We start from the raw sequence: 24,710 nt of genomic DNA on the forward strand, positions 1-24,710 counted from the left end.
TCCGAATATCCCAGCATTATTGTGTTTTCTAGGATATACCGGCTAGTTGTTTTTCTTTCGTCTCTATTGGTGCGGAAAGTGCTGCTTCTAAGTCGGCACAACCTAGTTTTTCCTCTAAGATTTTCATGACTTCGCGTCCGAAATCGTTGGGGTTTTGTTGCCAAGCTTGCAAGCAGACTTCGCCGAAGAATGAACCAAGGGGTTCAGGATTCCAAAGGAGTTTTTTGGCTGTCCACGGCATCAAGCTCATTGGATCGTATCCTGGTTTGAGGATGCCTTCTTTAAAAGCATATTCTTCTAAATGGGTATGGGGTTGTAGTCCAATAAAGAAAATCGCAGGTTCGACTTTATCAGCACCAAAAATCCGTTCTAGTTCGCGGTGGTAGGCGATGGTTTGGCGGATGGTTTCGGGACGTTCGTCAATCACGTTAAAGGAGTAGTTGACGGAAACTAAGTCGTTGAAACCAGCTGCTTTTAAGTCACGGCAGTTTTGCAAGACGGTTCGCAGGTTGTATCCCATCCGCATTTTGCGCACGAGTTCTTGAGAACCACTGGTAATCCCGATTTCAAAATAGTTCATCCCAGTTTTCGCCATCAAGTCGCACAATTCGGGTGTCAAATTGTCGGCTCTGATATATGCTGCCCAGTGGATATCTGTCATACCAGAATCGACTATTTTTTGCAATAGTTCTACGGCATCATCGATAAACTTTCGGGCGGGGATGAATTGGGCATCGGTAAACCAGAAGTTGCGAATGCCGCGATCGTATAATTGGCGCATCTCAGCAACTACTTCATCTGCTGGGTTGATGCGTACTTGTTTGCCTTCAACGACGGTGTAGACGCAATAGCAGCAGTTATGGGGACAACCACGCTTAGTTTGTACACCTATATAAAAGTCTTCTTCTTGCAGGTAAAAGTTAAATTCCGGCCAGATGGTTTCGATATAGTCGTAGTTACAAGCTGTTTTTTCTAGTGGGGTGGGTTGTTCGTGAATCAGCCGTTGACGTGGTTGGGTTTCTCCCGCAACATAACAGCGCTCATCTCGAAAATCTCTACCGCTTAAAAGCTTTTCCAGCAGGGTTTCCCCTTCACCCACAGAAATAATTGCCCCTTGTGGTAAGCTTTTACCCAATTGTTCGTAAAATACGCTGACTGCACCACCACCTACAACTACACGAGCATCAGAATGATATTTTTGGGCACGTTTTAAACCGCGTTTGATTAAGCCCTGATTTTGCCATAGCTCTACATAGTAAGCGATGAAGATTCGTAAACCGCCGAATCCGCCACGTAGTTTTAATAGAGGATTCTTAGCGTAGTAAAATTCAAAGGCGTTTTGCAGTGGGTTGCCACCACGTCCACCAACTGGGGCATAAATTTGAATATCCCGCCAAGAAAATACTAGCAGTGTCGGTTTAAATTCATCGATACAGCGATCCAGAGCAGAATTGTAATCTAAGGGTGGCACTGTTCCTAAATCAAAGATACGCTGTTCAAGATTAGGAAACTGCTTATGGACATGATCGCTCAGGTAGACAACCCCAATGGGAAAGATGGGGTTACAAGGAAGGCGAACGTAAAGAATTCGATTTTCCATAATCTGTTTTTTGACTTCCATCTTGCCAATATTTGGAGAAAGCGAGAAAAATATCGAGTTTTAAAGTGTGTGCTTGTTTTATTAGGTTTTAATTATCACAATCGCACTTGACATTTCATTTGATTGCTGGTAAGCAGAAAACAAATGTTAGCAATTGCAGAAAACACTAAAATTGCTATGCATAAAACATACATAGAATTTATAGATAGGCTTTATGAAGATATTTTTCATATAGCTTTACCATAACATTGAGTTTATTCATTAAGCGATGATCCCAGCCTATTAATCTTGGGATAGATGAAACAAGAAAACTCACTTCCTCGCTAGGCAAAAAGCAAGGGGATCGTCGTCTTATATGACTTAAGAGAATTAAAGCTTTTATACCAGAATAAAATATCAAAAACTTTTATCCATAGTGTATAATTCCGAAAAAGGTGTAAATAATTACAAAATTTTCATAACTGAAAATATATCTCTAGACAGAAATAATCTCCAACGACTCAGTTGGTATTCACAGTTACAGCAACTGGGGATCAGTGAGTGCTAGGCTTGGCTAGTGTAATGTAAAATTGTGGCGTAAAGCTCCTCAGCAGTTATGGCTCAAATATTAGATCCTCTACCACCTGAGCAATCGGGAAAAATTCTCTGCTGCTACATTAATGCCACGAGCAAAATACAGGTAGCTCGCATCTGTAATATTCCCAACTGGTACTTTGAAAGGGTTGTTTTCCCTGGACAACGTTTAGTTTTTGAAGCTCCGCGAAAAGGCCAAGTGGAGATTCATACAGGGATGATGGCAAGTGCAATTTTATCAGATAAGATTCCGTGTGATCGCTTGATGCTCGACGAACCTAGTACTGATGAGTTTGATACAGACTCATCATTTGGCAAAGACCCTATTAATACCAAATCATTGGTGCAGCAAATTAATACAAACACCGGAGATAGTATAAAACCCTTACAAGTCGCTCTTTAGCAGCCGTTAATTAAAAAAAACAATTTGACTCAATTTCAGGGTTGCTTAATTCGGCAGCCCTTTTTTATTTATTAGTCATTTGTCATTTGTCATTTGTCATTGGGTAACGGTGTTTTCCCAGTCCCCAATCCCAATACCCAGTCCCAAGTCCCCAGTCCTCAGTCCCCACTCTCATCTACAATCATTCTTATGAATCTGCCTTCGTTTCTTTGGTTGTGGAAAATAGCCGCCTGGTCAATGGGGTTGTCCCTGCTGGCATATCTGATGTTAGCAGTCACCGGCGTTTGGATGTTTCGGGCGAGAACTTCGCAGCAATTCCATTTTATTACGCCATTTATGGGCGGAAATAGAGGGGTGCGATCGCTCCACTATTTAATGGGCATCAGTATGGTAAGTTTAGTGCTACTATTGCTAGCGATCGGGATTGTTGGCACTTTAGGACACTTTGGTTCTTTAGGTCACTCGTCACATCTAATCGCTGGATTGATAGTGGTAGCATTAGTTCTGCTTTCTGTTTTCAGTGCCACGCAAATTAGTGCCAGCCGACCTTGGGCTAGACCTTTACACATTGGCGTAAATATTATTTTGTTTATAGGATTTGCCTGGGTATCCCTTACTGGTTGGATTGTAGTACAAAAGTATTTACCCTAAAAAATTACGAATTACGTTAGCGTACCCCTCCGGGGAAGCAAGCTACGCGCAGCGTCTCGTAGAGAAGCGTTAGCGACAAAGGAGCGTCATTACGAATTACGAATTGAACAGTCCAGCTACAACATAGACCTACCCTACAATGAATAAAAGCATTGTAATTGAGCCGTGACAGTAAACTCAGCCAATATTTCAACTTCTGTTTTTCGTCTGTCTCCTTTGATTCGGATAACTTTGCTGAGTCTATACATAGCACTCACAGTCCCATTACCCTTTTTATCGCAGGTAACAGCCGCACCCGTATCTCCAATATTATTGTGGATAGGGATTGGCATCGGCTTCGTTGCCTTGTATGCAGTATTGACTGAACAAGTAATAGTAGATGACCAGGGAATTCAGGTTACTTACCCCGCCTGGGTTCCTCGCTTTTTCCGTAAAGGCTGGTTTTTACCTTGGTCAGAGGTAAAAGAGTTAAAACCCCGCACCACTGGTCAAGGAGGCTTAGTTTATTACTTCCTCAGCCAGGATGGGAAAGCTTATTTACTACCCATGCGTGTATCTGGATTTGCCCGTTTCGTGCAAATTGTCCAAGCCAAGACAGGCATTGATACTACAGATGTTCGCCCTTTAGCACAGCCGTGGATGTACCTGATTTTATTAGGATTCACACTGCTGCTACTATTGGTCGATGGCTGGGCGATCGCAACAGCTTTAACTACTGCACAATTAACTTAAAATTGGGAATGGGGCATAGGGCATAGGGCATTGGTTATTTCTCCCCTATCTCCCCTATCTCCCCTATCTCCCCTATCTCCTCACTTCCCTTGAATAAGGCAACACTCAGGCTAGAGCAAATTAATCTGTTTGCAAAGCTAAAAACCCAACTTCCAGGCAATCAGCAAGGATATCCCATATTGCGAGATATTGACTTGGAGGTATTTCAGGGCGATGGCTCCGCCAACGCTTGCGGCGAACGCATTGCCATTGTAGGGCCAGTAGGCGCAGGAAAAACCTCGTTATTACGCCTCATCAACCGCCTAATTGAACCAACGAGTGGCAAAATCTATCTAGAAAATCAAGAATATCGCCAAATCCCTGTCATCCAGCTACGCCAGATGGTTGTACTTGTATTGCAAGAATCAAAGCTGTTGGGGATGACAGTTCAACAAGCCTTGGCTTATCCTTTAGTTTTGCGTGGTTTGCCCAAACAGACAATTCAGGAACGAATCAGTTATTGGACAGAACAACTGCACATTCCCAATGAATGGTTAGGGCGAACTGAGGTACAACTTTCTGCTGGACAACGACAAATAGTAGCGATCGCTCGTGCCTTACTCATCCAGCCTAAAATATTATTATTAGACGAGCCAACCTCAGCCCTTGATGCAGGTACAGCATCTCATCTAATGCAAGTCTTAATCCAGTTGAGTCAAGCTCATCAAACTACAATTTTGATGGTAAATCATCAACTGGAACTTGCTCAGATATTTTGCACTAGGTTATTACACCTACAACAGGGTCATTTATCCGCAAATCAAACAGTCTCTGAAATAAACTGGCTTGAATTACGACAAAGCTTAATTAAAGCAGAAACTCAGGACGATTTTGGATTTTAGATTTTGAATTGGTCACAAGACAGAAGTCAAGAGTTTTTATCTCAATGCCCAATGCCCCATTACACCTGACTACTACTAAGTGTTGAACGTTGATTATTAAATCTCTCTCTAGCTAATTTTGCTGTTTGTGATTGTGAAATATTGGTATTCAAAATTTCCATGTTAAAACGGTATCCTACATTGCGGATAGTTTGAATCAAGTTTGGTTGGCGAGGATCGAGTTCAACCTTTTTCCGCAGCGATAAAACGTGAGTATCAATGGTACGAGGGTTATCGATAGCATCAGGCCAAGCACGACGCAGCAATTCCGACCTACTCAGAGGTACTCCCCCAGCTTGTGCTAAAACGTACAGCAAACTGAATTCCTGGGGCGTTAAATCGATAAACTCCCCTGAAAGCGGACACGACGCTGAACTAAATCGATTTGCAAAGTGCCATAATCCAAATAAGCTGGTGCAGTCGGTGTGCGCTTCCGGCGAATCAGTGCCTCTACCCGTGCTAAAAACTCTTGCATCCCAAAAGGTTTACTCAGGTAATCATCTGCACCCGCCTTTAAACCTGCGACAATATCACCTTCACTATTACGGGCAGATAGCATTAAGATTAGAGGCTGCTGCTGACGATGCAACCAACGACAAAACTCAATGCCATCACCATCAGGCAGGTCTGCATCCAATACTACCAGTGTTGGTTGATGGCTTAAAAAAACTTCCCTTGCTTGATAAATACTGGCAGCTTGATGCACACGGTATTCCATCTGTTGCAAGTGCCAACCCAACAACGATCTCAGATGGGGATTCCCCTCAATGATTTCTATACAAACCGAACCCACAGCGGCAAGACCCCTTAGCGTCTGATGACTTTCAAAGTAACAAGCCCATCTCTAAGGTTTTGTAGCCTTTGTTACTTCAACTGCTATTAGCTTTACATTTCCTTATAAAAGGCGTAGTAATATCTTTAATTTATTCCTTGTGGATAGGGGATTAGAAATATTATTAAATTTTTATTAAATTTCTCAGCAGCGTTATTAGACGGAGCAAAAATTCTTGTAGCTTAACATTCCACTTGTAGATGGATGTAATGTGGGAAATATCTATAATCCAATCAGCTAACCATTAATACAACAGCTTTTTAACCTGATAGTAAAAGGAGGTTTTTCGCAAAAATTAGCGCCTCCAGTTAAGAACATAACACCAATACAATTGGCTATTGACTATGAAAATTAGAAAAATAACTTGGCAGATAAGTAGAATAGATGTTTTCTGGAATAGGATTAAAGTAGCTTGTAGCTGCTATGAGGGTACTACCCAAAGTAGATGTGTTGACTTTGAGTTAATGCCAAAGTGAAACTACACTTCACATTTGAGCGTGAATCATTTACAATTCTCATTCCAAGAGATTAATACAGCAGTTATGCTCCAAGACACACAAACCATCCGCTATTACCAAAGACTCACCGATGCCTTCGTCGAGTTATGGAATCGCGGTTATCGCACGGATGATATGCGGATGTATTTGGATGGATATCTAGCCGCATTGCGACATAGCAACGTCATTGAACCTTATCTGATTCATCGCCTAGAAGAGGAAGCCAGCCGCTACTTGTACGATGGGTCAAATTTTGCAGTGCCGCAACCACAGCCACAACCCGATTACTACTAAGCACCATTTACTTGGTCATTGATAGTAATCCTTAATTACCGCAGATGATTATAGCATATTATCTGTATTGGTCAACATTTTGCCGTGGTGTGAGACTTTGGAGATATTGTATTGATTAAACGCATCCCCTCAGCCTTATATTGGTCTTGCCAATACGACTGAGGGGATTGTTGACTAGCTATGAAATTAAGCCAATATTAGGTCAATACGATTCAGATAAGACTAAAATTCTCATCTAGCGGATAGCGTAGAGACGCAAAATTGTATTTCTCTACTAGACGCTATCGCGAACGTCCAGCTATATGCTTTCGCGTCTCTACAGCTTTATGGTTCTCCCAAAAATCCTTAACCCAAGGGTATTGCAATATATAGGACTTCTATTTGGTTTTTGAACAAAATTAAGTATTTTAGGGTGTGCTAGAACGAAGTTCGTAACGCACCATCATCAAGGGTTTGGTGCCGTACTCTCCGCGATAACATCCTACGGATTTTTCAGAAATCAAACCGGATTCCTATAGGTAGATAAAGTATTTTTGTCAGTTGTCAGCAAGTAAGGGACTTCCAAATAAAAAAACACTCAACCACCTAACATAAAAATCTCTCAAACCCTTATTCCTCTGTGTCCTCTGCGCGGCAGTCGCTCATGGGGGAAACCACGCCAGATGCTCCACTTGGGGAGACCCCAAGACCGCACTGGCTCCCCAAGACCGCGCTGCCTTGCCTCTGCGGTTCGTTCATTGGGATAATTTATTTCTTGGAAGTCCCTAACCTATTAAAAAACCCTTGAAAGGGGAGATAAATAGTATTTCCCCTTTCAAGGACATTAAAACGGCATATTGCCTTGATTGTGTAAAGAGAGATTAGGAAGCTAGTGCTACTTCTACTTTTTGCTGCAATTCACCTTTTTGGTACAGTTCAATCAAGATGTCAGAACCGCCAACGAATTCACCATTGATATACACTTGGGGAATTGTCGGCCAGTTAGAGTATTCCTTGATTCCCTGCCGGATTTCAGAATCTGATAGAACATCAACCGTCTCGAAGGGAACTCCCAAGGTATTAAGAATCTGCACAACGTTATTGGAGAAACCACATTGGGGCATTAGCTTATTTCCCTTCATGAAAACTAGAATCTTGTTCTGTTGTAGCAAGTTATCAATTTTCTCTTTGAGTTCTGGTGTCATGATATTTGTGTTTCCTATGTTGAATTCAACGATGACGAGTGAGGAGTTATAAATTTTTAACAGACGCGATTGATCGCGTCTCTACTCTTAACTCCTGTACAGAGGCGATTAACCGCATCTCCTAACTTTAGGAACTTGCTGTTGCTTGCCAAGCTTCGGGAGTGTATGTTTTTACCGCCAAGGCATGAATCGCTTCAGTTGACATAGCTTGACCCAACGCACCATAAACTAACTGATGCTGTTGCACTAGTCCTTTACCTGCAAAGTGCGATGAAACTACTGTCACTTGATAGTGGTCGCCGCCACCAGTCAAGTCTTGCACCTGAACCTGTGCGTCTGGCAGTTCCGCCTTGATCATTGCCTCAACCTGCTGCGGACTAATCATCGCTATTCCTGAAAAAACTTACTTTTCTATTATTAACAGATATAGAGCAAAAGCCTGTGCCAACTTCAGGTTTTTGGCAAGGCTGTAGATAAACCCGCCTCTGAGGTGTATTTTTGAGAACGCTCAGGTTTTGTCTACGGCGGATGAGTCTATCCTAGCACTTGAGCGTTCCCAAGGGCCTAGTTAGAGAGATAAGGGTAGGGAAAAACAGGCAACAAAAATTTAATTTATTTTTTTGGGGATGAGGAAGATGAACTACCACCTTCTCTTGGATAGGGAGAATCTACAAAACCCAACTCAAACAACTGTTTATAGGCTTTCTTGCCTAAATCCCGTGTCGGATTTTGACTCTTAATGATTTGAATCAACAACGGCACAGCTAATTCTGGCTGATTTTGTGCCCGATGTACCAATGCTAGCTGAAAGGTTGCTTCATCTCGCTTTTGGGCTGTTATGAGAGCTTTTTGACGCTGAGAATCAGAAACTCTATTGTCAATTCCCGAAAAGCTAGCGTTTAATTCTTGATAAAAATTAGATAGCTGATTATAAACCTGGCGTGCTTCTTGGAGTTTCTTTGCGGCTAAGGGATAGTTTTGAGCAGAAACGGCTTGGTCTGCTTCTTTTACTAAGCGATCGCCACCTTCAATACTCAAAATGCTGTTACTTTCGGTTATGGGGCGCAGATTATTGGGATCGTTGGGGTCAATCGGTTGTGGTTGGCTGGTAGTCCCTGGTGACTGTGATACCTGAGCATTCACAGGTGATAGCAGACTAAGAACTGCTATGACTGATAAAAGGGTACGGTGCATCAAGGTAACAGCGGCAGCAGTGTTCATGGGATCAATTAGTGCGAGAACTATATTAAAGTTATGGAAACTTCGGGTATCTTAACTCTGTTTTGGCCTTCAACAAAGCATAGCTACATCCTAAGTATCTCTGATTTAGACTAAAAATCGGTTTAATAGAGTTCCCATTACCCTGTGTAGTAGCTAACTTAAATCGCCCTGATGAGCCACACCTAATCCTTGAGGGGATCGAGAATTAGTAATTTCTGCAAATGCGTGATTAGTACTTTTTGTTTCTTGATGGCTTAATTGTTGCAGTACCTTTCCTAAATCAGTTGTGATGCTTTTTGCGTCGTGTTTTATACAACCACTCATGTAATCCGCTACTCTGATTGGGCAGCCAATGTCAATACTTACATCTGTACCCCAATTTGGATAAGGTTGGCTGTAATTAATGCCTATAGGAATAATTTTTACTCCCAGCCCAGAATGACTAGATTCAGCACTCAAAGCAAGACGAGCAATTCCCGGCTTCAACTGGTGAACTTGGCCATCACGAAAAATATTGCCTTCTGGAAAGATAACCAGGGTTTTTTTCTGTTGAAGTAGCTCAACTCCATGTCGCAGCGTGCGGATTGATGGATGCTTAGAATTTACAGGAAACCCCCCCAAACGCTTGACAAACCAGCCTTGTAAACCTTGGCATTCGTCAATAGTCACCATAAACCGCAGGTCTTGTTCTCTCCGACAATCAGCCGTAGCGTAGGGTACAAGCAATGCATCCCAGCGTGCCCGATGGGTAGGCGCTAGGATAACAGGCCCAGTTGTAGGGATATTTTTTTGTCCGGTTATTCTAATTTGCCCAAAGAATAATGGTAATAGGCAGTGACGGCCTAATAAATATGCCAGAGGACTTAACCAAGGAGAAACCTTTGAAGTAGTACCAGCCACCTGATGATTTGCTGGTGTATGCTGGCAGGGATCGGATGAAGAGTGAAATTCCATCATGACGGATGCAGCTGATTGACGGGTAAAAATTTAACGAAAAGCCTGATTAGTTACACCGTAGATTCTCTTGCGTGAGTTGTGTCGTACTAGATGGACAGTTTTACCTCTGTCCGTTAGTTTACCCTACGTCGCCTAGTCGCAAACCAAGCCTGTAATTGCTTACGACAAGCTGACTCTAGAATGCCTCCAATAACCTGGAGACGGTGATTAGAAGCAGCACTATCGGGTATGTTAATAACTGTACGAATTGCGCCAGTTTTTGTATCGTCTACTCCATATACAACTTGTCCGACACGCGCTTGCAAAATAGCACCTGCACACATCGGACACGGTTCAAGAGTTACGTAGAGGGTACATTCATTAAGATGCCAATTTTGTAAAGTTGTTGCAGCTGTCTTGAGAGCGAGAATTTCCGCATGAGCGGTAGGGTCTTTGTCGCGTTCTTTTCTGTTTTCTCCTTGTGCCAGCAATTTGCCTGTTGAATCAATGATAACAGCACCCACAGGGACTTCACCTGCATCACCTGCTACTTTTGCTAATTCTAGGGCATAACTCATCCATTGTTGATGTATAAGATATTCTGTGTATTTAGTTATCATCTTCTTATCAATATAAAAACTTTAAAAATATGCTCACTTTTGGACGAGCAAGATAGTTAAAAAAGCGGTTATAAACCGCGTCTACACAAACAAAACCCACCTCCGTGGGTTAAAAAGCCTTAATAATATTACGGTTAGTCCTTGGAGGCGGTCTACTCTGCGGGTTTGCCAATGTGGTACGTTTGTATAGCCGCGAATTCTATGAGACTTTTGGGGGCTAATTTGATTTCTAAATAGCGACTTGGGCTAAAAGGGGATCGAGTTGGCTTTGTGTGTCTAGCTGATAGAGGTCATCGCAGCCGCCAATGTGGTGGTTGTTAATGAAAATTTGCGGTACGGTACGTTTTCCGTTAGCGCGTTCTGCCATTTTAGCTCTAGCTGCTTCGTCGCCGTCGATTTTATATTCGGTAAAATTTACACCTTTCCACCACAGCAGTATTTTGGCACGAATGCAGTAAGGGCAGGTTTGCCAGGTGTAAAGTTCGACGTTGGCTTTAACTCGCTCTGGATGGCGATTTAAAAGGGGATTAAGAAAGTCCAGCATATTTATCTTAAGCAGGTTTAAAGTATATCTCTAGCCTAGATCATTGCTTACCGCATCGGCGCTGGAACCCACTTTTGGAAACTTTCTAAATGATTCCAGTAAGACAAATATCCAGTCAATGCCCAAATTAGAGCGGCTACTATTAGCACTGCTACGCCAATTAGCCGCCAAGTTCGGTTGGGTTTCCAGCAAAGGGTTGGCGCTGCAAAAATACCACCTAAGCCAGTTAAAATAAAGCCGATTCCCGATAAAAGCGGTTGCTTAGTCAAATTCAAGTTGATGATGCGGATACCCACTACGATCGCAACTACGCCAGCAAAAAAGCCGTAAACTGCTATTGTGAATAAATCCCAACCTTGAGCAAGTGCGATCGCTGCTGCAACAAACAAGATTCCAAATAAGACACTTGTTTCACCAAAGGCAATGTTAAAGCTACCAATAACTGGCCAGGTGAAGCTCATGTGTAAACCAGTTGTCAGGGCAATTGCCCCCGTAATCCCAAAACCGGGAATCCACTGTTTTTGATTAGAACTATCTATACCACGATACACATAGTCAGCCAGTAGAAATAGCCCAGCTACCATATTGATCAACATGAGTGTGATGTAGTCAATAAACACGATTAACCTCTGAATTTAATAAGCTATCTACTCTATGCGTCGTTTTTGAGTTTTTAGTGAATTTATTTTTTCATTATGATTTTATACCTAAAGATAAACATAGAAGTTATGAGTAAAAAAGTAATATGTGTTAACTGGCACTTTTATAACGAGTTAGCAGTAAAACTTAACTTTCTTCCACGTGTATCCGCCCTTTGGTAGACTTGAAAACTGAAATAGGCAGATGAAACGACGGAAATTCAAGCAGCTGAGAGGGTAGACTCTGTGGAAAATTCACTTGGGTTAGAGATTATTGAAGTAGTAGAGCAAGCCGCGATCGCATCCGCAAAGTGGATGGGTAAAGGCGAAAAAAATATCGCTGACCAAGTAGCTGTGGAAGCTATGCGGGAGCGGATGAATAAAATCTATATGCGCGGTCGCATTGTGATTGGGGAAGGCGAACGCGACGACGCGCCGATGCTATACATCGGGGAAGAAGTTGGTATCTGTACCCAACCAAATGCCAGTAGCTTGTGTAACCCTGATGAATTAATCGAAATTGATATTGCGGTTGACCCCTGTGAAGGTACAAACTTGGTAGCTTATGGGCAACCTGGTTCGATGGCTGTCTTAGCAATTTCTGAAAAGGGTGGATTATTTGCTGCTCCTGACTTTTACATGAAGAAGTTAGCAGCACCTCCCGCAGCTAAGGGCAAGGTAGACATCAACAAGTCAGCAACAGAAAACCTCAAGATTCTCGCTGAGTGTCTAGAGCGCTCCATTGAAGAACTTGTGATCGTGGTCATGAAGCGCGAACGCCACAACGATTTAATTAAAGAAATCCGTGAGGCTGGAGCGAGAGTTGCCCTAATTTCAGACGGTGATGTGGGTGCAGCTATCAGCTGTGGTTTTGCTGGAACTAATATCCACGCGCTGATGGGTATTGGTGCGGCTCCTGAAGGTGTAATCTCGGCAGCAGCAATGCGTGCTTTGGGTGGACACTTCCAAGGTCAACTGATTTACGATCCAGCAGTAGTAAAAACAGGTTTAATTGGAGAAAGCAGAGAAGCCAATATTGAGCGTTTAACGTCTATGAATATCAATGACCCCGATAAGGTCTATGATGCTCATGAACTGGCATCTGGTAAAACTGTTTTGTTCGCTGCTTGCGGCATTACCAGTGGTAATCTGATGGAAGGTGTACGTTTCTTCAACGGTGGAGCCAGAACTCAAAGCTTGGTAATTTCCAACCAATCGAAAACTGCTCGATTTGTTGATACGATTCACATGCTTGGTGAACCCAAGACTCTCCAACTGAACTAATTTTTAGGGAATGGGGAATGATTTAAGTAGGGGTAAAGTATTTGGAAAGAAATCTTTCGATTAAAATGGAAAATAGTCACCCAAATGCTTCATCCTTACAGTAGTTAGTAGTTAGTAGTTAGTGATTATTTGTTGTTTGTTGCAGGGAAAAACTACCAACCAATAAACAAAAATTCCCCATTCCCTATTCTGACTCAATGCCCGATTTTCAACTACCAACTAGTAACTACGATTTAGCAAATGAATATAGCAGTGGTGGGGTTAAGCCATAAAACAGCCCCAGTAGAAGTCCGGGAAAAACTGAGCATTCCAGAACCACAAATTGAAAGTGCGATCGCTCAACTGGCCAGCTATCCTCATATTGATGAAGTTGCAATTCTTAGCACTTGTAACCGTCTGGAAATCTATATTGTTACCAGCGAAGCAGACCAAGGTATCCGAGAAATAACTCAGTTTCTTGCAGAATATAGTAAATTGCCCGTTATTTCTCTGCGACAACATTTATTTATGTTGCTACATGATGATGCCGTAATGCACGTCATGCGGGTAGCAGGTGGTTTAGATAGTCTGGTACTCGGAGAAGGTCAAATTCTGGCTCAGGTGAAAACTACTCACAAACTGGGACAGCAATATAACGGTATAAAAACCATTTTGAATCGATTATTTAAACAAGCGCTAACAGCAGGTAAGCGGGTTAGGACTGAAACTAGTATTGGTACTGGCGCTGTCTCTATTAGTTCGGCAGCTGTGGAGTTAGCACAGATAAAAGTGGCAAATTTAGCTGCTTGTCGAGTGGTAATTCTGGGTGCTGGTAAAATGTCACGGCTGCTGGTGCAACACTTACTTTCTAAAGGTGCGGTGCAAATTAGTATTGTAAATCGCTCCCGCGATCGCGCCCAAGAATTAGCCAAGCAGTTCCCTCAACAACCGATCCAAATTCATCCGCTATCGGAAATGATGGCAGTGATTGCCGATAGCGATCTAGTGTTCACAAGTACTTCGGCAACTGAGCCAATACTCGATCGGGCTAAATTGGAAATGGTTTTAGAAGTTCAGCGCTCCCTAATGTTATTTGATATTTCTGTGCCGCGTAACGTTCATGCAGATGTCAATGAATTAGAAAACGTGCAGGCGTTTAATGTGGATGATTTGAAGGCTGTAGTGGCGCAAAACTACGAAAGCCGTCGGAAGATTGCCCAGGAAGCAGAGCGACTTTTAGAGGAAGAAGTGGAAGCTTTTGATATTTGGTGGCGTTCTCTGGAAACTGTCACGACTATTAGCTGTCTGCGAAATAAAGTCGAAACTATCCGCGAACAAGAGTTAGAAAAAGCTTTGTCGAGATTGGGTTCAGAATTCGCTGAAAAACATCAAGAGGTAATCGAAGCATTAACACGGGGAATTGTCAATAAGATTTTACATGACCCAATGGTGCAATTGCGATCGCAGCAAGATGTGGAAGCTAGACGGCGCTGTATGCAAACTCTACAAATGCTGTTCAACCTAGATGCAGAGGAACAGTTTAGTTAAACTGAACAATAAAATCCCCGATTTCTATAAGAAGTTGGGGATATTAGCTTTTAAATTAGATATACTTCTAATTAGACATCTATCTAATTAGAAGTTAGTTATGCAACCAGAGCAATTTAACATCTTACTGCGCTTTTTCAAGGCATTAGCGGATGATAGCCGATTGAAGATTGTAGGTATTCTGGCGAATCAGGAGTGCAGCGTTGAAGAGTTGGCGGCGCTACTGCAACTCAAGGAACCGACGGTATCCCATCATTTAGCCAAACTTAAAGAGCTAAATTTGGTGACAATGCGCCCGGAGGGTAATAGCCGTCTGTATCAATTGGATAGTGAGGCTTTGCAAAGCATCAGTAAGGAAATTTTCACACCTGAGAAAATGGCATCTTTGATTGAGGATGTGGATACTGAGGCTTGGGAAAGCAAAGTATTGAAAAATTATTTCGAGGGTGATTACCTTAAAGAAATTCCTGCTAGTCGCAAAAAGCGTCTAGTTATTCTCAAGTGGTTAGCAAACCAGTTTGATATCGGAGTCAACTATCCTGAACCCCTTGTAAATGACATTCTCAAACGCTACCATCCTGATTGCGCCACCCTGCGACGAGAGTTTATTGCTTCCCAATTAATGCAGCGAGAGAATGGAGTTTATTGGCGTACAACATAGATTGAAAAATGTTTCATAAAAGTTGTTCTGGGTCAATTCCCCGTTCTTGTAGTCGTGTCAATAAATCTTGATATCGTTGGCGTTCTTCCTCTAGTTGTTGGAGAGCTATTTCTTTAGCTTGACGTTCTTGTTCAGCACGTTGACGTTCTTGTTCAGCACGTTGACGTTCTTGTGTACGTACTTGGTCAAGCTCAACGGGTGTAAGAAACTTATATCCATCAAGGCGATATATTTCTAGAGTTTGTGGGGTAAGTTCAAAGCGGATTTGCAAACGGGGACTTATCCACCCATGAATCTGGTTAATTTCTTGCAACCAATCTTCTGAGCGGACAAACCCTGTTAATTCATTTTTGTCTGGGTCATAAATATAATATTCTTCAACTCCATAACGTTGATAAAACAGGAGTTTATGTGCCATTTCTTTAGTTGTATTGCCAGGAGATAATATTTCAAATACCACCTGTGGCGGAATGTTCTCTTCTTCCCATTGTTTGTAAGAACCCCTATCTCCCTTGGGTCTACCAAACACCACCAGAGTATCAGGTGCTTTTTTGATGTTAGGATTGCCTTCAACTGGATACCAAAGTAAATCTCCGGCGATGAATACATCTGATTGCGATGCAAATAAAATTTCTAAATTTTCTTTAATAGTTACTATCCAGCGAAATTGCTTGGTATTATCCGCCATTGGTTGTCCGTCGCTTTCGGGGTAGATGACCTCAGATGCGGTATTAGGAGTGATTACCATAACGCTATGCCTCCACTCTTGGGCTTTCTTATAGTTTAGGACAGTTCACACAAAACTTGTAGCCGACTAACTTGAGACAGCACTTTAAAATGGTAAGTAATATCGTCAAAAAATTTAGCCGCACAATCATAGGTTGTATCTTTATGCAGTTAGAAACACAAAAATTCTATTACACACCTGAACAGTATTTAGGAATTGAAGAAAAGGCGGAATATAAAAGCGAATACCATGATGGAGAAATTGTACCAATGACGGGTGGCACTACAAATCATAATAAAATTGCTTTGAATTTAGCTGCATCCTTAAAAATTGCTTTAAGGCGTAAAAATTATGATGTTTATATTGGTGATGTACGTTTATGGATACCCCGTTATCGGCAGCATACATATCCCGATGTGATTGTGATTGAGGGACAACCTATTTATACAGGAACCAGCACAACAACGGTTATGAATCCGATATTAATTGCTCAAGTTTTATCTAAATCGACTAAAAATTATGATCAAGGCGATAAGTTTCTTTATTATCGCTCTATTGCAGAATTCAAGGAATATATTTTAATTGACCAATATCAGTATCATGTGATGCAGTATGTAAAAACTGCGGAAAATCAATGGTCATTTACTGAGCTTGACCATGAATCTGCAATTTTGTCACTGCAAACTGTTGATTTTCAAATTGAATTACGCGACCTTTACGAACAAGTCAATTTTGCAGAAAATAACGAAGATTGAAGAAGAATTCAGGAGTCAGAATCAAAGTCCCCCAATTTATCTGGGGATTTAGGGGGATCAAGATATGTGCAACTTCACATTAAATTGGTATAAGTAAGATTCAATTAACATTTCTAAGACTTCCTGAGCATTTTTTAAAGCCTCGTTATAAGTGTCTCCATGAGTACAAGGCTGCATAACATCCGAGAAATCAGGTAACGAAACTACATAACATTCATCTTCATTTGACCATTGAATTAATATGATATATTTCATACTTCTGGTTCCTCTTATTCGTCAGTTTCTATCTTATTTAATTCTTCTGGTGCTTCATTAACCTGCTTTTCTAAATATAGTTTAGGAATAAGAATTAAATAACATACAATTTATGTCCCTGGTTTACCTCACCCTCAATCCCTCTCCTTATAAAGGAGAGGGAAGCTAGAGACAGGATGAGGTTTTGCATCTTATTTAATCCACGTTCCTTAGCGTCACTACCATCTTTACCGGCAATGATAATAGCTTTAGATAATTTTGGATGTATCCATTTGCTATGACTTCCCTTTGCCGATTTATAGGTAGTAATAAACTTTTCAGTTCTCTAATTTTCTTGGGCATTTGGTATGAGTTTATTTGCCCAAATACGCCTCTAAAACTTTGGGATTGCTTTGAATCTCTGCGGGTGTACCGTCAGCTAAATTCTGTCCTTCGGCAAGTACCCAAACGCGATCGCACAAGGACATAATCACATCCATATTGTGTTCGATAATCAAAAAGGTCATCCCGTCTTGACGGTTCCAGGCGATAATGCGATCGCAAATATCATCAATCAACCTCGGATTTACCCCGGCGGCTGGTTCATCCAACAAAATTAACTTGGGATTAGTCATCAACGCCCGTCCCATTTCTAGCAGCTTGCGTTGTCCACCAGACAAGCAACCAGCATAATCGTGTGCTTTTTTCGCCAAGCCCACTGATTCTAATAGAAACATTGCCCGCTCTTGCAGTTCCTTTTCTTCTTTAGCTACGATGTGCGGCTGCAACTGCACTTGCCAAAAATTCTCACCCGTTTGTTTTTGCGCCGCCAGCAGCATATTTTCTAACACCGACAACCGCGAGAGAGTCCGGGCAACCTGAAAGGTGCGGATTACTCCCTGCTGGGCAATTTGGTATGGTTGCAAACTATGAATCGGTTCGCCGTCAAAAATCACTCGTCCCTTATCTGGGCGGATGAAGTTTGAGAGTAAGTTAAATAAAGTGGTTTTACCAGCACCATTGGGGCCAATTAAGCCCGTAATGCTGCCTTTAGCAACCTCAATTTTCGCCTCATTAACTGCTTTGACACCACCAAAGCTTTTAGAAAGCCCAGTGGCTGCCAAAAGGGGAAGTGGCGATGACTCGTTATTTACCAAGGGTGAGTTCCTCCTTTTTCCCTAGAATACCTTGAGGTCGCCAAATCATCAGTACCATTAAAATTAGTCCGATTACCATGATGCGAAATGCACCCAAACGGGCTTCATCAAGGGGAACGATTCTAGGTAAGACTTCCCGTGTCAGCGCATCGTAAGCAAAGAAAATTACCGCACCTAAGATTGTGCCAACATTATTTCCAGAACCGCCTAGAATCACCATAATCCAAGTGTCAAAGGTGATCTGGGGTTGGAAGTTATCGGGGTAAATGGCGCTGAGTTGCCAAGCGAAGAAAGCACCAGCGATACCTGCGATCGCACCCCCAAGCATGAGAGATTGTAATTTATACCAAAAGACATTTTTTCCCAGCGCCTTGGGAATTTCTTCATCTTCACGGATAGCTTTGAGAATTCTACCCCAAGGCGATCGCACCAAAATTTCTAAGCGCCAGTATACAAGCGCTAAAACCAACAGCAACACCAGCATCAAACCCGCTTTTGGATTGTAATTATAAAGTCCAATTACCCCAGAGATATAAATTGCTGCTGCCAAAACTGCTAATATAATTCCCACAGCCAAGCGGGATATAAATTCTTGCTTGCTAGTTGTCCTTTTGCCTAAATCAGTAGTCCGAGATATTTGGGTGGTACGAATCCATTGCCACAAAGTAAAGAAAGTTACGGCAGCTAGTAGAGTTAACAACCCAATCATTACTAATTTGACAAACAAATTTGGCTCTGTAGATAGGGGTATGGGATAACTTTGCACACCAAACGCCCCAGAAATCCAGGTATCGCCCACAGGTAAATCCTGATTATTTACCACCAAACGAATTAATTCGCCCGTACCGATGGTGACAATTCCTAGATAATCTTCCCGTAAGCGTAGAGTTGCAAAACCAATTATCAAACCCAACAAGGCGGCGACAATTGCCCCAGCCACTGCTGATATCAATAGGGGTACGCCCTTTAAACTTAACAATACCGTTGTATATGCTCCCAGGGTCATAAAAGCTATATGACCAAAGTTAATTAACCCGGTAAAGCCCCACTGTAAATTGAGTCCCAGTCCGAATAGAGCAAAAAGTGCTGTAGAAATTGCTAAGAAAATTAGATAGTCAACCATATTAAATAGTTATTTGGGCATTGGGAATTGGGAATTGGGCATTGGGCATTGGGCATTGGGAATTGGGCATTGGGAATTGGGAATTGGGAATTGGGAATTGGGCATTGGGCATTGGGCATTGGGAATTGGGAATTGGGAATTGGGAATTGGGAATTGGGAATTGGGCATTAGTTCTTTATTCTTTCTCCCCCTGCTTCCCCTGCTTCCCCTGCTTCCCCTGCTCCCCTGCCCCCTGCCCCTTGCCTCCTGCCCCTGCTCCCTGCTCCCTGCCTCTTCACTGGGCGAATAAATTTTAGCGTAGCTTGAGCATAGCCAATTTTGTGGGAATACTATTTATTGTTGGTGTTGGGTTGTAGGTAAAAATTAACGTATGAATTTGCTACGACTGAGAATGCATCACTTAATCGAGCAGTTAGGGGATGACGATTTGCAAGACATTTGGAATGTTCTCGAAGCTTTACATTATGACTTTTATATGCTCAAAGCCATACAACAAGTTAAGCGATCGCAGCAACCGTGGGATATATTAACCCATGAAGAAGCTGTACGACTATTAATGTTTTTCTGATTCAGCAGCGCCGAGTCCTTAGTACTGCCTCTTTACTCAGCACGGGCTAAACGCCCCGCTACCGCTAACAGCACTCACTACTCAGCACTATTTTTTATTTTTTAAGGTAACGCCTAGTGAGTCTAGAAATGCGCTATGCCAGGTCTTTTTTGCTAGACCTGAAAAATTTAGAACCTGCTGCTTACGAGCGGGTGCATGATTTTGTTTTTATTGAGTTAGCCCAAAAGTGGCAACTGACTGATTTAAAAGAACTGCGACAGCTTGATAGTGAAGGCATTTTTCACCGCTTCACCCTCGATAATTACCTAATTGGTATAGAAATCAGGGGTGAGATAGTGAAATTTCTGCGTGTCATCCCTATGCCAGATGTTTAATGAGGGGAGTTAAGGGAACACTGAAAACTGTAAACTGTATAAGGCTAGGCAGGGATCGCTATAACCTTACATTAAACTGGTTTTGAAAAACACTTTATTTGAGATTTCCCTATGGATGCTAGGGCACTTTGGCAACGATACCAAAACTGGTTGTATTTCCACGAGGGATTGGGACTGTATTTAGACATAAGTCGAATGCGGTTCGATGATGCCTTTGTGGAATCGTTGCAGCCGAAGTTTGACAAGGCGTTTGCGGATATGGCTCAACTAGAGAAGGGTGCGATCGCAAATCCTGATGAGAATCGCATGGTTGGACACTACTGGCTGCGAAATCCTGATTTAGCGCCAACTCCAGAACTTACACAAGAAATTGTCCAAACCCTAGAACAAATCGAAGCTTTTGCGGAAAAAGTCCAAACAGGTGCTATTCATCCTCCCAGAGCAAGCCGCTTTACGGATATTATCTCCATTGGCATTGGTGGTTCCGCCCTCGGCCCCCAATTCGTCGCGGAAGCTCTTGCTCCTGATTTCCCGCCCCTGAAAATTCATTTTATCGATAATAACGATCCGGCAGGTATCGATCGCGTCATCAATCATCTACGAAATAGCCTCGCCAGCACTCTGGTATTGGTGATTTCCAAATCTGGGGGAACGCCGGAACCCCGCAACGGCATGATTGAAGTTAAAAAAGCTTATGCTGGACACAATTTGGAATTTGCTCAATACGCGGTAGCAATTACCAGCGTTGACAGCAACCTCGATAAACTAGCCAAGGACGAAGGCTGGTTAGCCAGATTTCCCATGTATGACTGGGTAGGAGGACGCACCTCAGAAATGTCTGCTGTGGGGCTAGTACCAGCCGCATTACAGGGCATTGATGTTCGCGCCATCCTAGATGGTGCAAAAGAAATGGATGACGCTACCCGCGTCCCAGATGTGAAAAATAACCCAGCTGCCTTACTTGCCTTATCTTGGTACTTTGCAGGTAACGGAAAGGGCGAAAAAGATATGGTTGTCTTACCTTACAAGGACAGCTTATTTTTATTCAGCCGCTATTTGCAACAGCTGGTGATGGAATCTTTGGGCAAGGAAAAAGATTTAGACGGTAAAGTTGTCCATCAAGGCATCGCCGTTTATGGCAACAAAGGCTCAACAGATCAACATGCTTACGTCCAGCAGTTACGTGAGGGTGTAGCAAATTTCTTTGCTACCTTCGTCGAAGTGTTGGAAGATCGTCAGGGGCCATCTACTGAAATAGATCCGGGAGTTACATCAGGCGATTATCTTTCCGGTTTTCTCCAAGGAACCCGACAAGCGCTTTATGAAAATCACCGCGACTCCATTACAGTTACCATTCCCCAAGTTAATCCCCGAACTGTCGGGCATTAATTGCTTTGTATGAACGCGCTGTTGGTTTATACGCAAGCTTAGTTAATGTCAACGCCTACCATCAACCAGGAGTAGAAGCCGGCAAAAAAGCTGCCGCCTCCATTCTCGATTTACAAACACGAGTGGTAGCAGTCCTACAAAAAGAAAAAGCTCCCATTTCTCTTGAACAACTCGCCGAGAAAGCTGGCGCATCAGAGCAAGTTGAGGCAATTTACAAGATTTTGCGTCATATCCATGCCAATCAGCGAGGTGTGGTTTTGCAAGGGGATCTTCACAAACCCGGTAGTTTAACCGTTTCTGCTAGCTGATAGCTCTAGTCTAAATATCACATTTTGTCCCTAATTGTTGTATCCGCAACAATTTTTTATTGTGAAGCATCCTATATAGAAGTTTTATCTTCCATTTAGGATGCTTCACTGTATAATTCGTAATTCGTAATTAAGTTTTTATCAATTGAATTTATATCGAGAGGCTCAGATCCCCGACTTCTTGAAGAAGTCGGAGATATTTTTGTTAGTAACCCTTCACAAATTGCTATATACATCATTACAAATTACGAATTACTACTTACCAAAAGGCGTTGATTAAAATAGCTCTTGGGTAAGAAACAGCGATCGAGTAAAAAAGGATTGTTGGTATCTCCAGATAATAAGTTACCTGGATTCTCTCGATGACAAAATGGTGGCACAATTCCCCAGTCTTCTGCTAGCCAAATCCAGTATCCTATGTCAATTCTGCCGTAGTTTGAACCTGTGAGAATCTCTCCGACACTGTTGTTAATAGATACTATTTCTGGGGATGATTTGATTTCAATTAATAGCCAAGCTAACTCTTCTACAGAAAAGGAATAGCCATTCTCATCTGCTATATTAACGAACTGCTGCGGATCTTTAGCAGCGAGCAATTCTTCTTTGAGAGATGGAGTTTTTTGGGCAAAATCAAAAAGATCCCAAATCTGTCTTCTTGTAACTAGAAACCACGCAAGTTCTTCTGCTGTCAAATTGTAACCATTTTCTGTTGCTAACTTGAGAAACGGCTCAATGCTATCGGTTTCTGCTAGTTGACTTTTCAATTGAAAAGTTTGCTCTACTAATAACAAAAAATCAATAATCTTTTGCCATACAACATTGTCAAAACTTTTGTTAAATTTTATTTGTTCTTTCCAATAAATATATTTATCTTCTTTAAGAAAAAAATTCCAAATTTGATAATACATGGGTCATCTCACCGAAGTTTTAAACTTGGTACATATTGGGGATCAATGAACACCAGTGTAGTAAGTATAATGTGTTTCTTCGACAGTACTAAATCCCTTATCTCATGTAAATGAAGTTACACAGTGGCTAAGTATGAAATTTCTGTAAAGTTTGTCACTAGAAATAAAATATACTGAGAAAAGGATGAAGATCGCTGAACTTGTCGAAGTGCGGGTTGTGCGATCGCTACATCAGATTATAAGCTGTTCCCAGTTGAGGAACTGGTTAAAAGATTAGCCGTCTAGATTGATGTAAAAGTGAATGGGGGTATTGGCTAAAACAATTGCATTAGCGGTAGCGGAGAGTTTAGCCTGTTCTAAGTTCCGAGTAATGAGATTCTCTACTCAGCCCTGATGAAGGGCATTAGGCATTAATTATTCTTCCTCTGCCCTCAAGATTCCCCGCTCCCGTATGCTTACCCTTTTCATTCGGGGGTTACGTGGTTAACAATGGGTTGAATGTTTTTAAAGGATTCAATCTTATGGCTAGAACTCCAAATGAATATGCCGTATACCTCCTACTAGAAAGCGGCCACCGGGAAGAAGTACGTTTTCCTACTATTCAAGAGTTTCAGAAGTGGTATAGCGGCGAACTGGTGCCAAAGTCTGCTTCTAATGACTTTATTAGTGTGCCGATTAAAAATATTCAAGGGGAATATATGGTAATCCGTCCTTCTCGGATTGTGGCAATCCGGGTAGAACCCGTTTTTAGTTCCAGTGTTGAAAGATTCAACTAAATGATGAGAAAAACCCTTGCTTTCCTTTCCTTGAGTCTGGGAATTGCCCTTGTAAATCCGGCTGTTGCTCAGGTTCCTAACTTACTGCCGTTGCCAATACCGACTACTCCCGATCTCTCACCTATCCCAATACCAATCACTCCTGAGATAACGCCACCGCTCAAACCAATCGCCGTTGGAAGCGATTGTACGCTCCGGCAGAGATGCTTGGGTTGGGACGATCAAATTTGGGGTCAAAGAGGTAAAATAGGCGATCGCAATGCGTTGTTGGCTTCCATTGATAACAGTCTGCTCTACTTAACAAAGAGTGATGCGATCGCAGCATATCAAAATTATCCAGTTAAGGAAATTACCCTCGATCGCGTCCGCCGGAGTTTGTTACGTTTCCGCCAACTGGTTGTTAGTTCTAAGTCACCAGCCCAATTACAAGCCGCCGTCCGCCGTGAGTTTGTCTTTTACCAGTCTGTAGGCAATGATGGCAAGGGTACTGTTAAATTCACTGCTTACTACGAACCTGTTTACACCGCCAGCCGTGTTAGAACTGCAATATATAAGTATCCCGTTTATCGGCTCCCACCTGATTTTAGCCAATGGCCAAAACCCCACCCAAAACGAATTGATTTGGAAGGGAAGGATGGTTTACTAGGGAATAAGAGCCAGTTACGCGGTTTAGAACTACTTTGGTTTCGCGATCGCCTCGACGCATACATGGTACATATCCAAGGTTCTGCCCAAATTAAATTAACTAATGGCAAAACAACATCTATTGGCTATGCAGGTGGAACTGATTACCCTTGGACTAGTATCGGCAAAGAACTAGCCAAAGATGGCAAACTGCCACTAAATGGCTTGACGCTACCACGGATGATTGCTTATTTCCGGCAAAAACCCCATGAGTTGAGCAATTATCTGCCGCGCTGGGAACGATTTATTTTCTTCCAAGAAACTGGGGGAACCGCTGCTACAGGTAGTATTCATGTGCCAGTGACAGCAGAACGTTCTATTGCTACAGATAAGTCTCTCATGCCTCCAGGAGCGTTGGCACTGATTTACAACTCATTTCCCTATCCTGCTGGACGTGGCAAACTAGAGAATCGTACTGTCAGCCGCTTTGTACTCGATCAGGATACAGGAAGCGCCATCAAAGGCCCAGGTCGGGTGGATTATTTCATAGGGTCTGGTAAACTAGCAGGCGATCGCGCTGGTATCACAGGCGGTAATGGTTCACTATATTATTTGCTCCTCAAGGAATGAAGTTAGGAGTTAGGAGTTAT

General features: G+C 42.4%; 27 protein-coding genes and 3 pseudogenes. 15 read left to right on the top strand and 15 right to left on the bottom strand.

Features of this window, described 5'->3' with window-relative positions; genetic code table 11:
* Positions 1–28: 28 nt before the first annotated feature.
* Positions 29–1,621, bottom strand: a complete 1,593-nt coding sequence (locus tag GTQ43_RS16000) for a photosystem II high light acclimation radical SAM protein (RefSeq protein WP_265273571.1) — start codon at positions 1,619–1,621, stop codon at positions 29–31.
* 574 nt (positions 1,622–2,195) lie between these two features.
* On the opposite strand from GTQ43_RS16000, the gene GTQ43_RS16005 reads away from it, so the two are divergent.
* From GTQ43_RS16005 to GTQ43_RS16020, 4 genes are all read left to right on the top strand, one after another.
* Complete coding sequence (locus GTQ43_RS16005) at positions 2,196–2,576, top strand: DUF1830 domain-containing protein (RefSeq protein WP_265273572.1); 381 nt, start codon at positions 2,196–2,198, stop codon at positions 2,574–2,576.
* Between the two features lie 189 nt (positions 2,577–2,765).
* Positions 2,766–3,227 (top strand): DUF4079 domain-containing protein, encoded by a 462-nt coding sequence (locus GTQ43_RS16010; protein ID WP_265273574.1) that lies wholly within the window; start codon positions 2,766–2,768, stop codon positions 3,225–3,227.
* A 165-nt stretch (positions 3,228–3,392) separates the two neighbouring features.
* Positions 3,393–3,959 (top strand): hypothetical protein, encoded by a 567-nt coding sequence (locus GTQ43_RS16015; protein WP_265273575.1) that lies wholly within the window; start codon positions 3,393–3,395, stop codon positions 3,957–3,959.
* 89 nt (positions 3,960–4,048) lie between these two features.
* Complete coding sequence (locus GTQ43_RS16020; protein ID WP_414859102.1) at positions 4,049–4,840, top strand: ATP-binding cassette domain-containing protein; 792 nt, start codon at positions 4,049–4,051, stop codon at positions 4,838–4,840.
* A 59-nt stretch (positions 4,841–4,899) separates the two neighbouring features.
* Here GTQ43_RS16020 and GTQ43_RS16025 read toward each other — a convergent pair.
* Positions 4,900–5,672: pseudogene (locus tag GTQ43_RS16025) on the bottom strand (response regulator transcription factor).
* 581 nt (positions 5,673–6,253) lie between these two features.
* Between GTQ43_RS16025 and GTQ43_RS16030 the strand changes: the two are divergent.
* Positions 6,254–6,502: a DUF6761 family protein gene (locus GTQ43_RS16030; protein ID WP_012410260.1), complete on the top strand. Its 249-nt coding sequence runs from the start codon at positions 6,254–6,256 to the stop codon at positions 6,500–6,502.
* Between the two features lie 860 nt (positions 6,503–7,362).
* Here GTQ43_RS16030 and grxD read toward each other — a convergent pair.
* The 7 genes from grxD to GTQ43_RS16065 form a co-directional block, all read right to left on the bottom strand.
* Positions 7,363–7,686: a Grx4 family monothiol glutaredoxin gene (gene grxD / locus GTQ43_RS16035; RefSeq protein WP_012410261.1), complete on the bottom strand. Its 324-nt coding sequence runs from the start codon at positions 7,684–7,686 to the stop codon at positions 7,363–7,365.
* Between the two features lie 127 nt (positions 7,687–7,813).
* Complete coding sequence (locus tag GTQ43_RS16040) at positions 7,814–8,071, bottom strand: BolA family protein (protein ID WP_069070136.1); 258 nt, start codon at positions 8,069–8,071, stop codon at positions 7,814–7,816.
* Positions 8,072–8,298: 227 nt separating this feature from the next.
* The gene (locus tag GTQ43_RS16045) at positions 8,299–8,907 is read right to left on the bottom strand and encodes a hypothetical protein (RefSeq protein ID WP_265273577.1); all 609 of its coding nucleotides are present in this window, start codon (positions 8,905–8,907) and stop codon (positions 8,299–8,301) included.
* A gap of 153 nt (positions 8,908–9,060) precedes the next feature.
* On the bottom strand, positions 9,061–9,864 hold the full coding sequence (locus GTQ43_RS16050) for a lysophospholipid acyltransferase family protein (protein WP_265273578.1): 804 nt from the start codon (positions 9,862–9,864) through the stop codon (positions 9,061–9,063).
* 113 nt (positions 9,865–9,977) lie between these two features.
* The gene (gene tadA / locus GTQ43_RS16055) at positions 9,978–10,463 is read right to left on the bottom strand and encodes a tRNA adenosine(34) deaminase TadA (protein ID WP_265273579.1); all 486 of its coding nucleotides are present in this window, start codon (positions 10,461–10,463) and stop codon (positions 9,978–9,980) included.
* Between the two features lie 229 nt (positions 10,464–10,692).
* Complete coding sequence (gene grxC / locus GTQ43_RS16060; RefSeq protein ID WP_265273580.1) at positions 10,693–11,007, bottom strand: glutaredoxin 3; 315 nt, start codon at positions 11,005–11,007, stop codon at positions 10,693–10,695.
* A 47-nt stretch (positions 11,008–11,054) separates the two neighbouring features.
* Positions 11,055–11,627, bottom strand: coding sequence for a DUF981 family protein (locus GTQ43_RS16065; RefSeq protein ID WP_265273581.1), 573 nt, complete (start codon positions 11,625–11,627; stop codon positions 11,055–11,057).
* 264 nt (positions 11,628–11,891) lie between these two features.
* Between GTQ43_RS16065 and glpX the strand changes: the two genes are divergently transcribed.
* From glpX to GTQ43_RS16080, 3 genes are all read left to right on the top strand, one after another.
* The gene (gene glpX, locus GTQ43_RS16070) at positions 11,892–12,929 is read left to right on the top strand and encodes a class II fructose-bisphosphatase (protein WP_094346134.1); all 1,038 of its coding nucleotides are present in this window, start codon (positions 11,892–11,894) and stop codon (positions 12,927–12,929) included.
* A 240-nt stretch (positions 12,930–13,169) separates the two neighbouring features.
* Positions 13,170–14,456 (top strand): glutamyl-tRNA reductase, encoded by a 1,287-nt coding sequence (locus GTQ43_RS16075; protein ID WP_265273583.1) that lies wholly within the window; start codon positions 13,170–13,172, stop codon positions 14,454–14,456.
* Between the two features lie 100 nt (positions 14,457–14,556).
* Entirely contained in the window at positions 14,557–15,117 is a 561-nt protein-coding gene (locus GTQ43_RS16080; RefSeq protein ID WP_265273585.1) for a metalloregulator ArsR/SmtB family transcription factor, read from the top strand.
* A 13-nt stretch (positions 15,118–15,130) separates the two neighbouring features.
* On the opposite strand, the gene GTQ43_RS16085 is transcribed toward GTQ43_RS16080, so the two are convergent.
* Complete coding sequence (locus tag GTQ43_RS16085) at positions 15,131–15,865, bottom strand: Uma2 family endonuclease (protein WP_265273586.1); 735 nt, start codon at positions 15,863–15,865, stop codon at positions 15,131–15,133.
* A 143-nt stretch (positions 15,866–16,008) separates the two neighbouring features.
* On the opposite strand from GTQ43_RS16085, the gene GTQ43_RS16090 reads away from it, so the two are divergent.
* Positions 16,009–16,599, top strand: coding sequence for a Uma2 family endonuclease (locus GTQ43_RS16090; protein ID WP_265273587.1), 591 nt, complete (start codon positions 16,009–16,011; stop codon positions 16,597–16,599).
* Positions 16,600–16,656: 57 nt separating this feature from the next.
* Here the strand turns inward: GTQ43_RS16090 and GTQ43_RS16095 are convergent, their stop codons facing one another.
* The 4 genes and pseudogenes from GTQ43_RS16095 to GTQ43_RS16110 all read right to left on the bottom strand — a co-directional run bounded on the left by GTQ43_RS16095 (position 16,657) and on the right by GTQ43_RS16110 (position 19,113).
* Positions 16,657–16,854 (bottom strand): type II toxin-antitoxin system HicB family antitoxin, encoded by a 198-nt coding sequence (locus GTQ43_RS16095; protein ID WP_265273588.1) that lies wholly within the window; start codon positions 16,852–16,854, stop codon positions 16,657–16,659.
* Positions 16,855–16,948: 94 nt separating this feature from the next.
* A pseudogene (locus GTQ43_RS16100) lies at positions 16,949–17,196 on the bottom strand (hypothetical protein).
* A gap of 11 nt (positions 17,197–17,207) precedes the next feature.
* Positions 17,208–17,990, bottom strand: coding sequence for an ABC transporter ATP-binding protein (locus tag GTQ43_RS16105; protein ID WP_265273589.1), 783 nt, complete (start codon positions 17,988–17,990; stop codon positions 17,208–17,210).
* A complete protein-coding gene (locus GTQ43_RS16110; protein WP_265273590.1) occupies positions 17,980–19,113 on the bottom strand; it encodes a branched-chain amino acid ABC transporter permease in 1,134 nt (377 codons plus the stop codon). Before GTQ43_RS16110 ends, GTQ43_RS16105 begins: the two co-directional genes overlap by 11 nt.
* A gap of 27 nt (positions 19,114–19,140) precedes the next feature.
* On the opposite strand from GTQ43_RS16110, the gene GTQ43_RS16115 reads away from it, so the two are divergent.
* The 4 genes and pseudogenes from GTQ43_RS16115 (at position 19,141) to GTQ43_RS16130 (ending at position 21,752) form a co-directional block, all read left to right on the top strand.
* On the top strand, positions 19,141–19,284 hold the full coding sequence (locus GTQ43_RS16115) for a hypothetical protein (protein ID WP_265273591.1): 144 nt from the start codon (positions 19,141–19,143) through the stop codon (positions 19,282–19,284).
* A gap of 199 nt (positions 19,285–19,483) precedes the next feature.
* Positions 19,484–19,681, top strand: a complete 198-nt coding sequence (locus GTQ43_RS16120) for a hypothetical protein (protein WP_265273592.1) — start codon at positions 19,484–19,486, stop codon at positions 19,679–19,681.
* A 116-nt stretch (positions 19,682–19,797) separates the two neighbouring features.
* A complete protein-coding gene (locus tag GTQ43_RS16125) occupies positions 19,798–20,055 on the top strand; it encodes a cytotoxic translational repressor of toxin-antitoxin stability system (protein ID WP_099102182.1) in 258 nt (85 codons plus the stop codon).
* 111 nt (positions 20,056–20,166) lie between these two features.
* Positions 20,167–21,752: pseudogene (locus tag GTQ43_RS16130) on the top strand (glucose-6-phosphate isomerase).
* 245 nt (positions 21,753–21,997) lie between these two features.
* Here the strand turns inward: GTQ43_RS16130 and GTQ43_RS16135 are convergent.
* Complete coding sequence (locus GTQ43_RS16135) at positions 21,998–22,660, bottom strand: Nif11-like leader peptide family natural product precursor (RefSeq protein WP_265273593.1); 663 nt, start codon at positions 22,658–22,660, stop codon at positions 21,998–22,000.
* A 521-nt stretch (positions 22,661–23,181) separates the two neighbouring features.
* Between GTQ43_RS16135 and GTQ43_RS16140 the strand changes: the two genes are divergently transcribed.
* On the top strand, positions 23,182–23,436 hold the full coding sequence (locus GTQ43_RS16140; RefSeq protein WP_190891914.1) for a hypothetical protein: 255 nt from the start codon (positions 23,182–23,184) through the stop codon (positions 23,434–23,436).
* A gap of 3 nt (positions 23,437–23,439) precedes the next feature.
* Positions 23,440–24,690 (top strand): murein transglycosylase A, encoded by a 1,251-nt coding sequence (locus tag GTQ43_RS16145; RefSeq protein WP_265273789.1) that lies wholly within the window; start codon positions 23,440–23,442, stop codon positions 24,688–24,690.
* Positions 24,691–24,710 lie beyond the last annotated feature (20 nt).

It is taken from the genome of Nostoc sp. KVJ3, assembly GCF_026127265.1.
In the GTDB taxonomy this organism is placed as follows: Bacteria; Cyanobacteriota; Cyanobacteriia; order Cyanobacteriales; family Nostocaceae; genus Nostoc.

Excerpts from the sequence above, each read along its gene's own strand:
- GTQ43_RS16040 (WP_069070136.1), bottom strand. The coding sequence starts at position 8,071 with ATGATTAGTCCGCAGCAGGTTGAGGCAATGATCAAGGCGGAACTGCCA.
- grxD (WP_012410261.1), bottom strand. The coding sequence starts at position 7,686 with ATGACACCAGAACTCAAAGAGAAAATTGATAACTTGCTACAACAGAAC.
- GTQ43_RS16030 (WP_012410260.1), top strand. The coding sequence starts at position 6,254 with ATGCTCCAAGACACACAAACCATCCGCTATTACCAAAGACTCACCGAT.
- GTQ43_RS16120 (WP_265273592.1), top strand. The coding sequence starts at position 19,484 with ATGAATTTGCTACGACTGAGAATGCATCACTTAATCGAGCAGTTAGGG.
- grxC (WP_265273580.1), bottom strand. The coding sequence starts at position 11,007 with ATGCTGGACTTTCTTAATCCCCTTTTAAATCGCCATCCAGAGCGAGTT.
- GTQ43_RS16080 (WP_265273585.1), top strand. The coding sequence starts at position 14,557 with ATGCAACCAGAGCAATTTAACATCTTACTGCGCTTTTTCAAGGCATTA.
- GTQ43_RS16145 (WP_265273789.1), top strand. The coding sequence starts at position 23,440 with ATGAGAAAAACCCTTGCTTTCCTTTCCTTGAGTCTGGGAATTGCCCTT.
- GTQ43_RS16140 (WP_190891914.1), top strand. The coding sequence starts at position 23,182 with ATGGCTAGAACTCCAAATGAATATGCCGTATACCTCCTACTAGAAAGC.
- GTQ43_RS16085 (WP_265273586.1), bottom strand. The coding sequence starts at position 15,865 with ATGGTAATCACTCCTAATACCGCATCTGAGGTCATCTACCCCGAAAGC.
- tadA (WP_265273579.1), bottom strand. The coding sequence starts at position 10,463 with ATGATAACTAAATACACAGAATATCTTATACATCAACAATGGATGAGT.
- GTQ43_RS16005 (WP_265273572.1), top strand. The coding sequence starts at position 2,196 with ATGGCTCAAATATTAGATCCTCTACCACCTGAGCAATCGGGAAAAATT.
- GTQ43_RS16090 (WP_265273587.1), top strand. The coding sequence starts at position 16,009 with ATGCAGTTAGAAACACAAAAATTCTATTACACACCTGAACAGTATTTA.
- GTQ43_RS16000 (WP_265273571.1), bottom strand. The coding sequence starts at position 1,621 with ATGGAAGTCAAAAAACAGATTATGGAAAATCGAATTCTTTACGTTCGC.
- GTQ43_RS16050 (WP_265273578.1), bottom strand. The coding sequence starts at position 9,864 with ATGATGGAATTTCACTCTTCATCCGATCCCTGCCAGCATACACCAGCA.
- GTQ43_RS16135 (WP_265273593.1), bottom strand. The coding sequence starts at position 22,660 with ATGTATTATCAAATTTGGAATTTTTTTCTTAAAGAAGATAAATATATT.
- GTQ43_RS16045 (WP_265273577.1), bottom strand. The coding sequence starts at position 8,907 with ATGAACACTGCTGCCGCTGTTACCTTGATGCACCGTACCCTTTTATCA.
- GTQ43_RS16110 (WP_265273590.1), bottom strand. The coding sequence starts at position 19,113 with ATGGTTGACTATCTAATTTTCTTAGCAATTTCTACAGCACTTTTTGCT.
- GTQ43_RS16075 (WP_265273583.1), top strand. The coding sequence starts at position 13,170 with ATGAATATAGCAGTGGTGGGGTTAAGCCATAAAACAGCCCCAGTAGAA.
- GTQ43_RS16095 (WP_265273588.1), bottom strand. The coding sequence starts at position 16,854 with ATGAAATATATCATATTAATTCAATGGTCAAATGAAGATGAATGTTAT.
- GTQ43_RS16010 (WP_265273574.1), top strand. The coding sequence starts at position 2,766 with ATGAATCTGCCTTCGTTTCTTTGGTTGTGGAAAATAGCCGCCTGGTCA.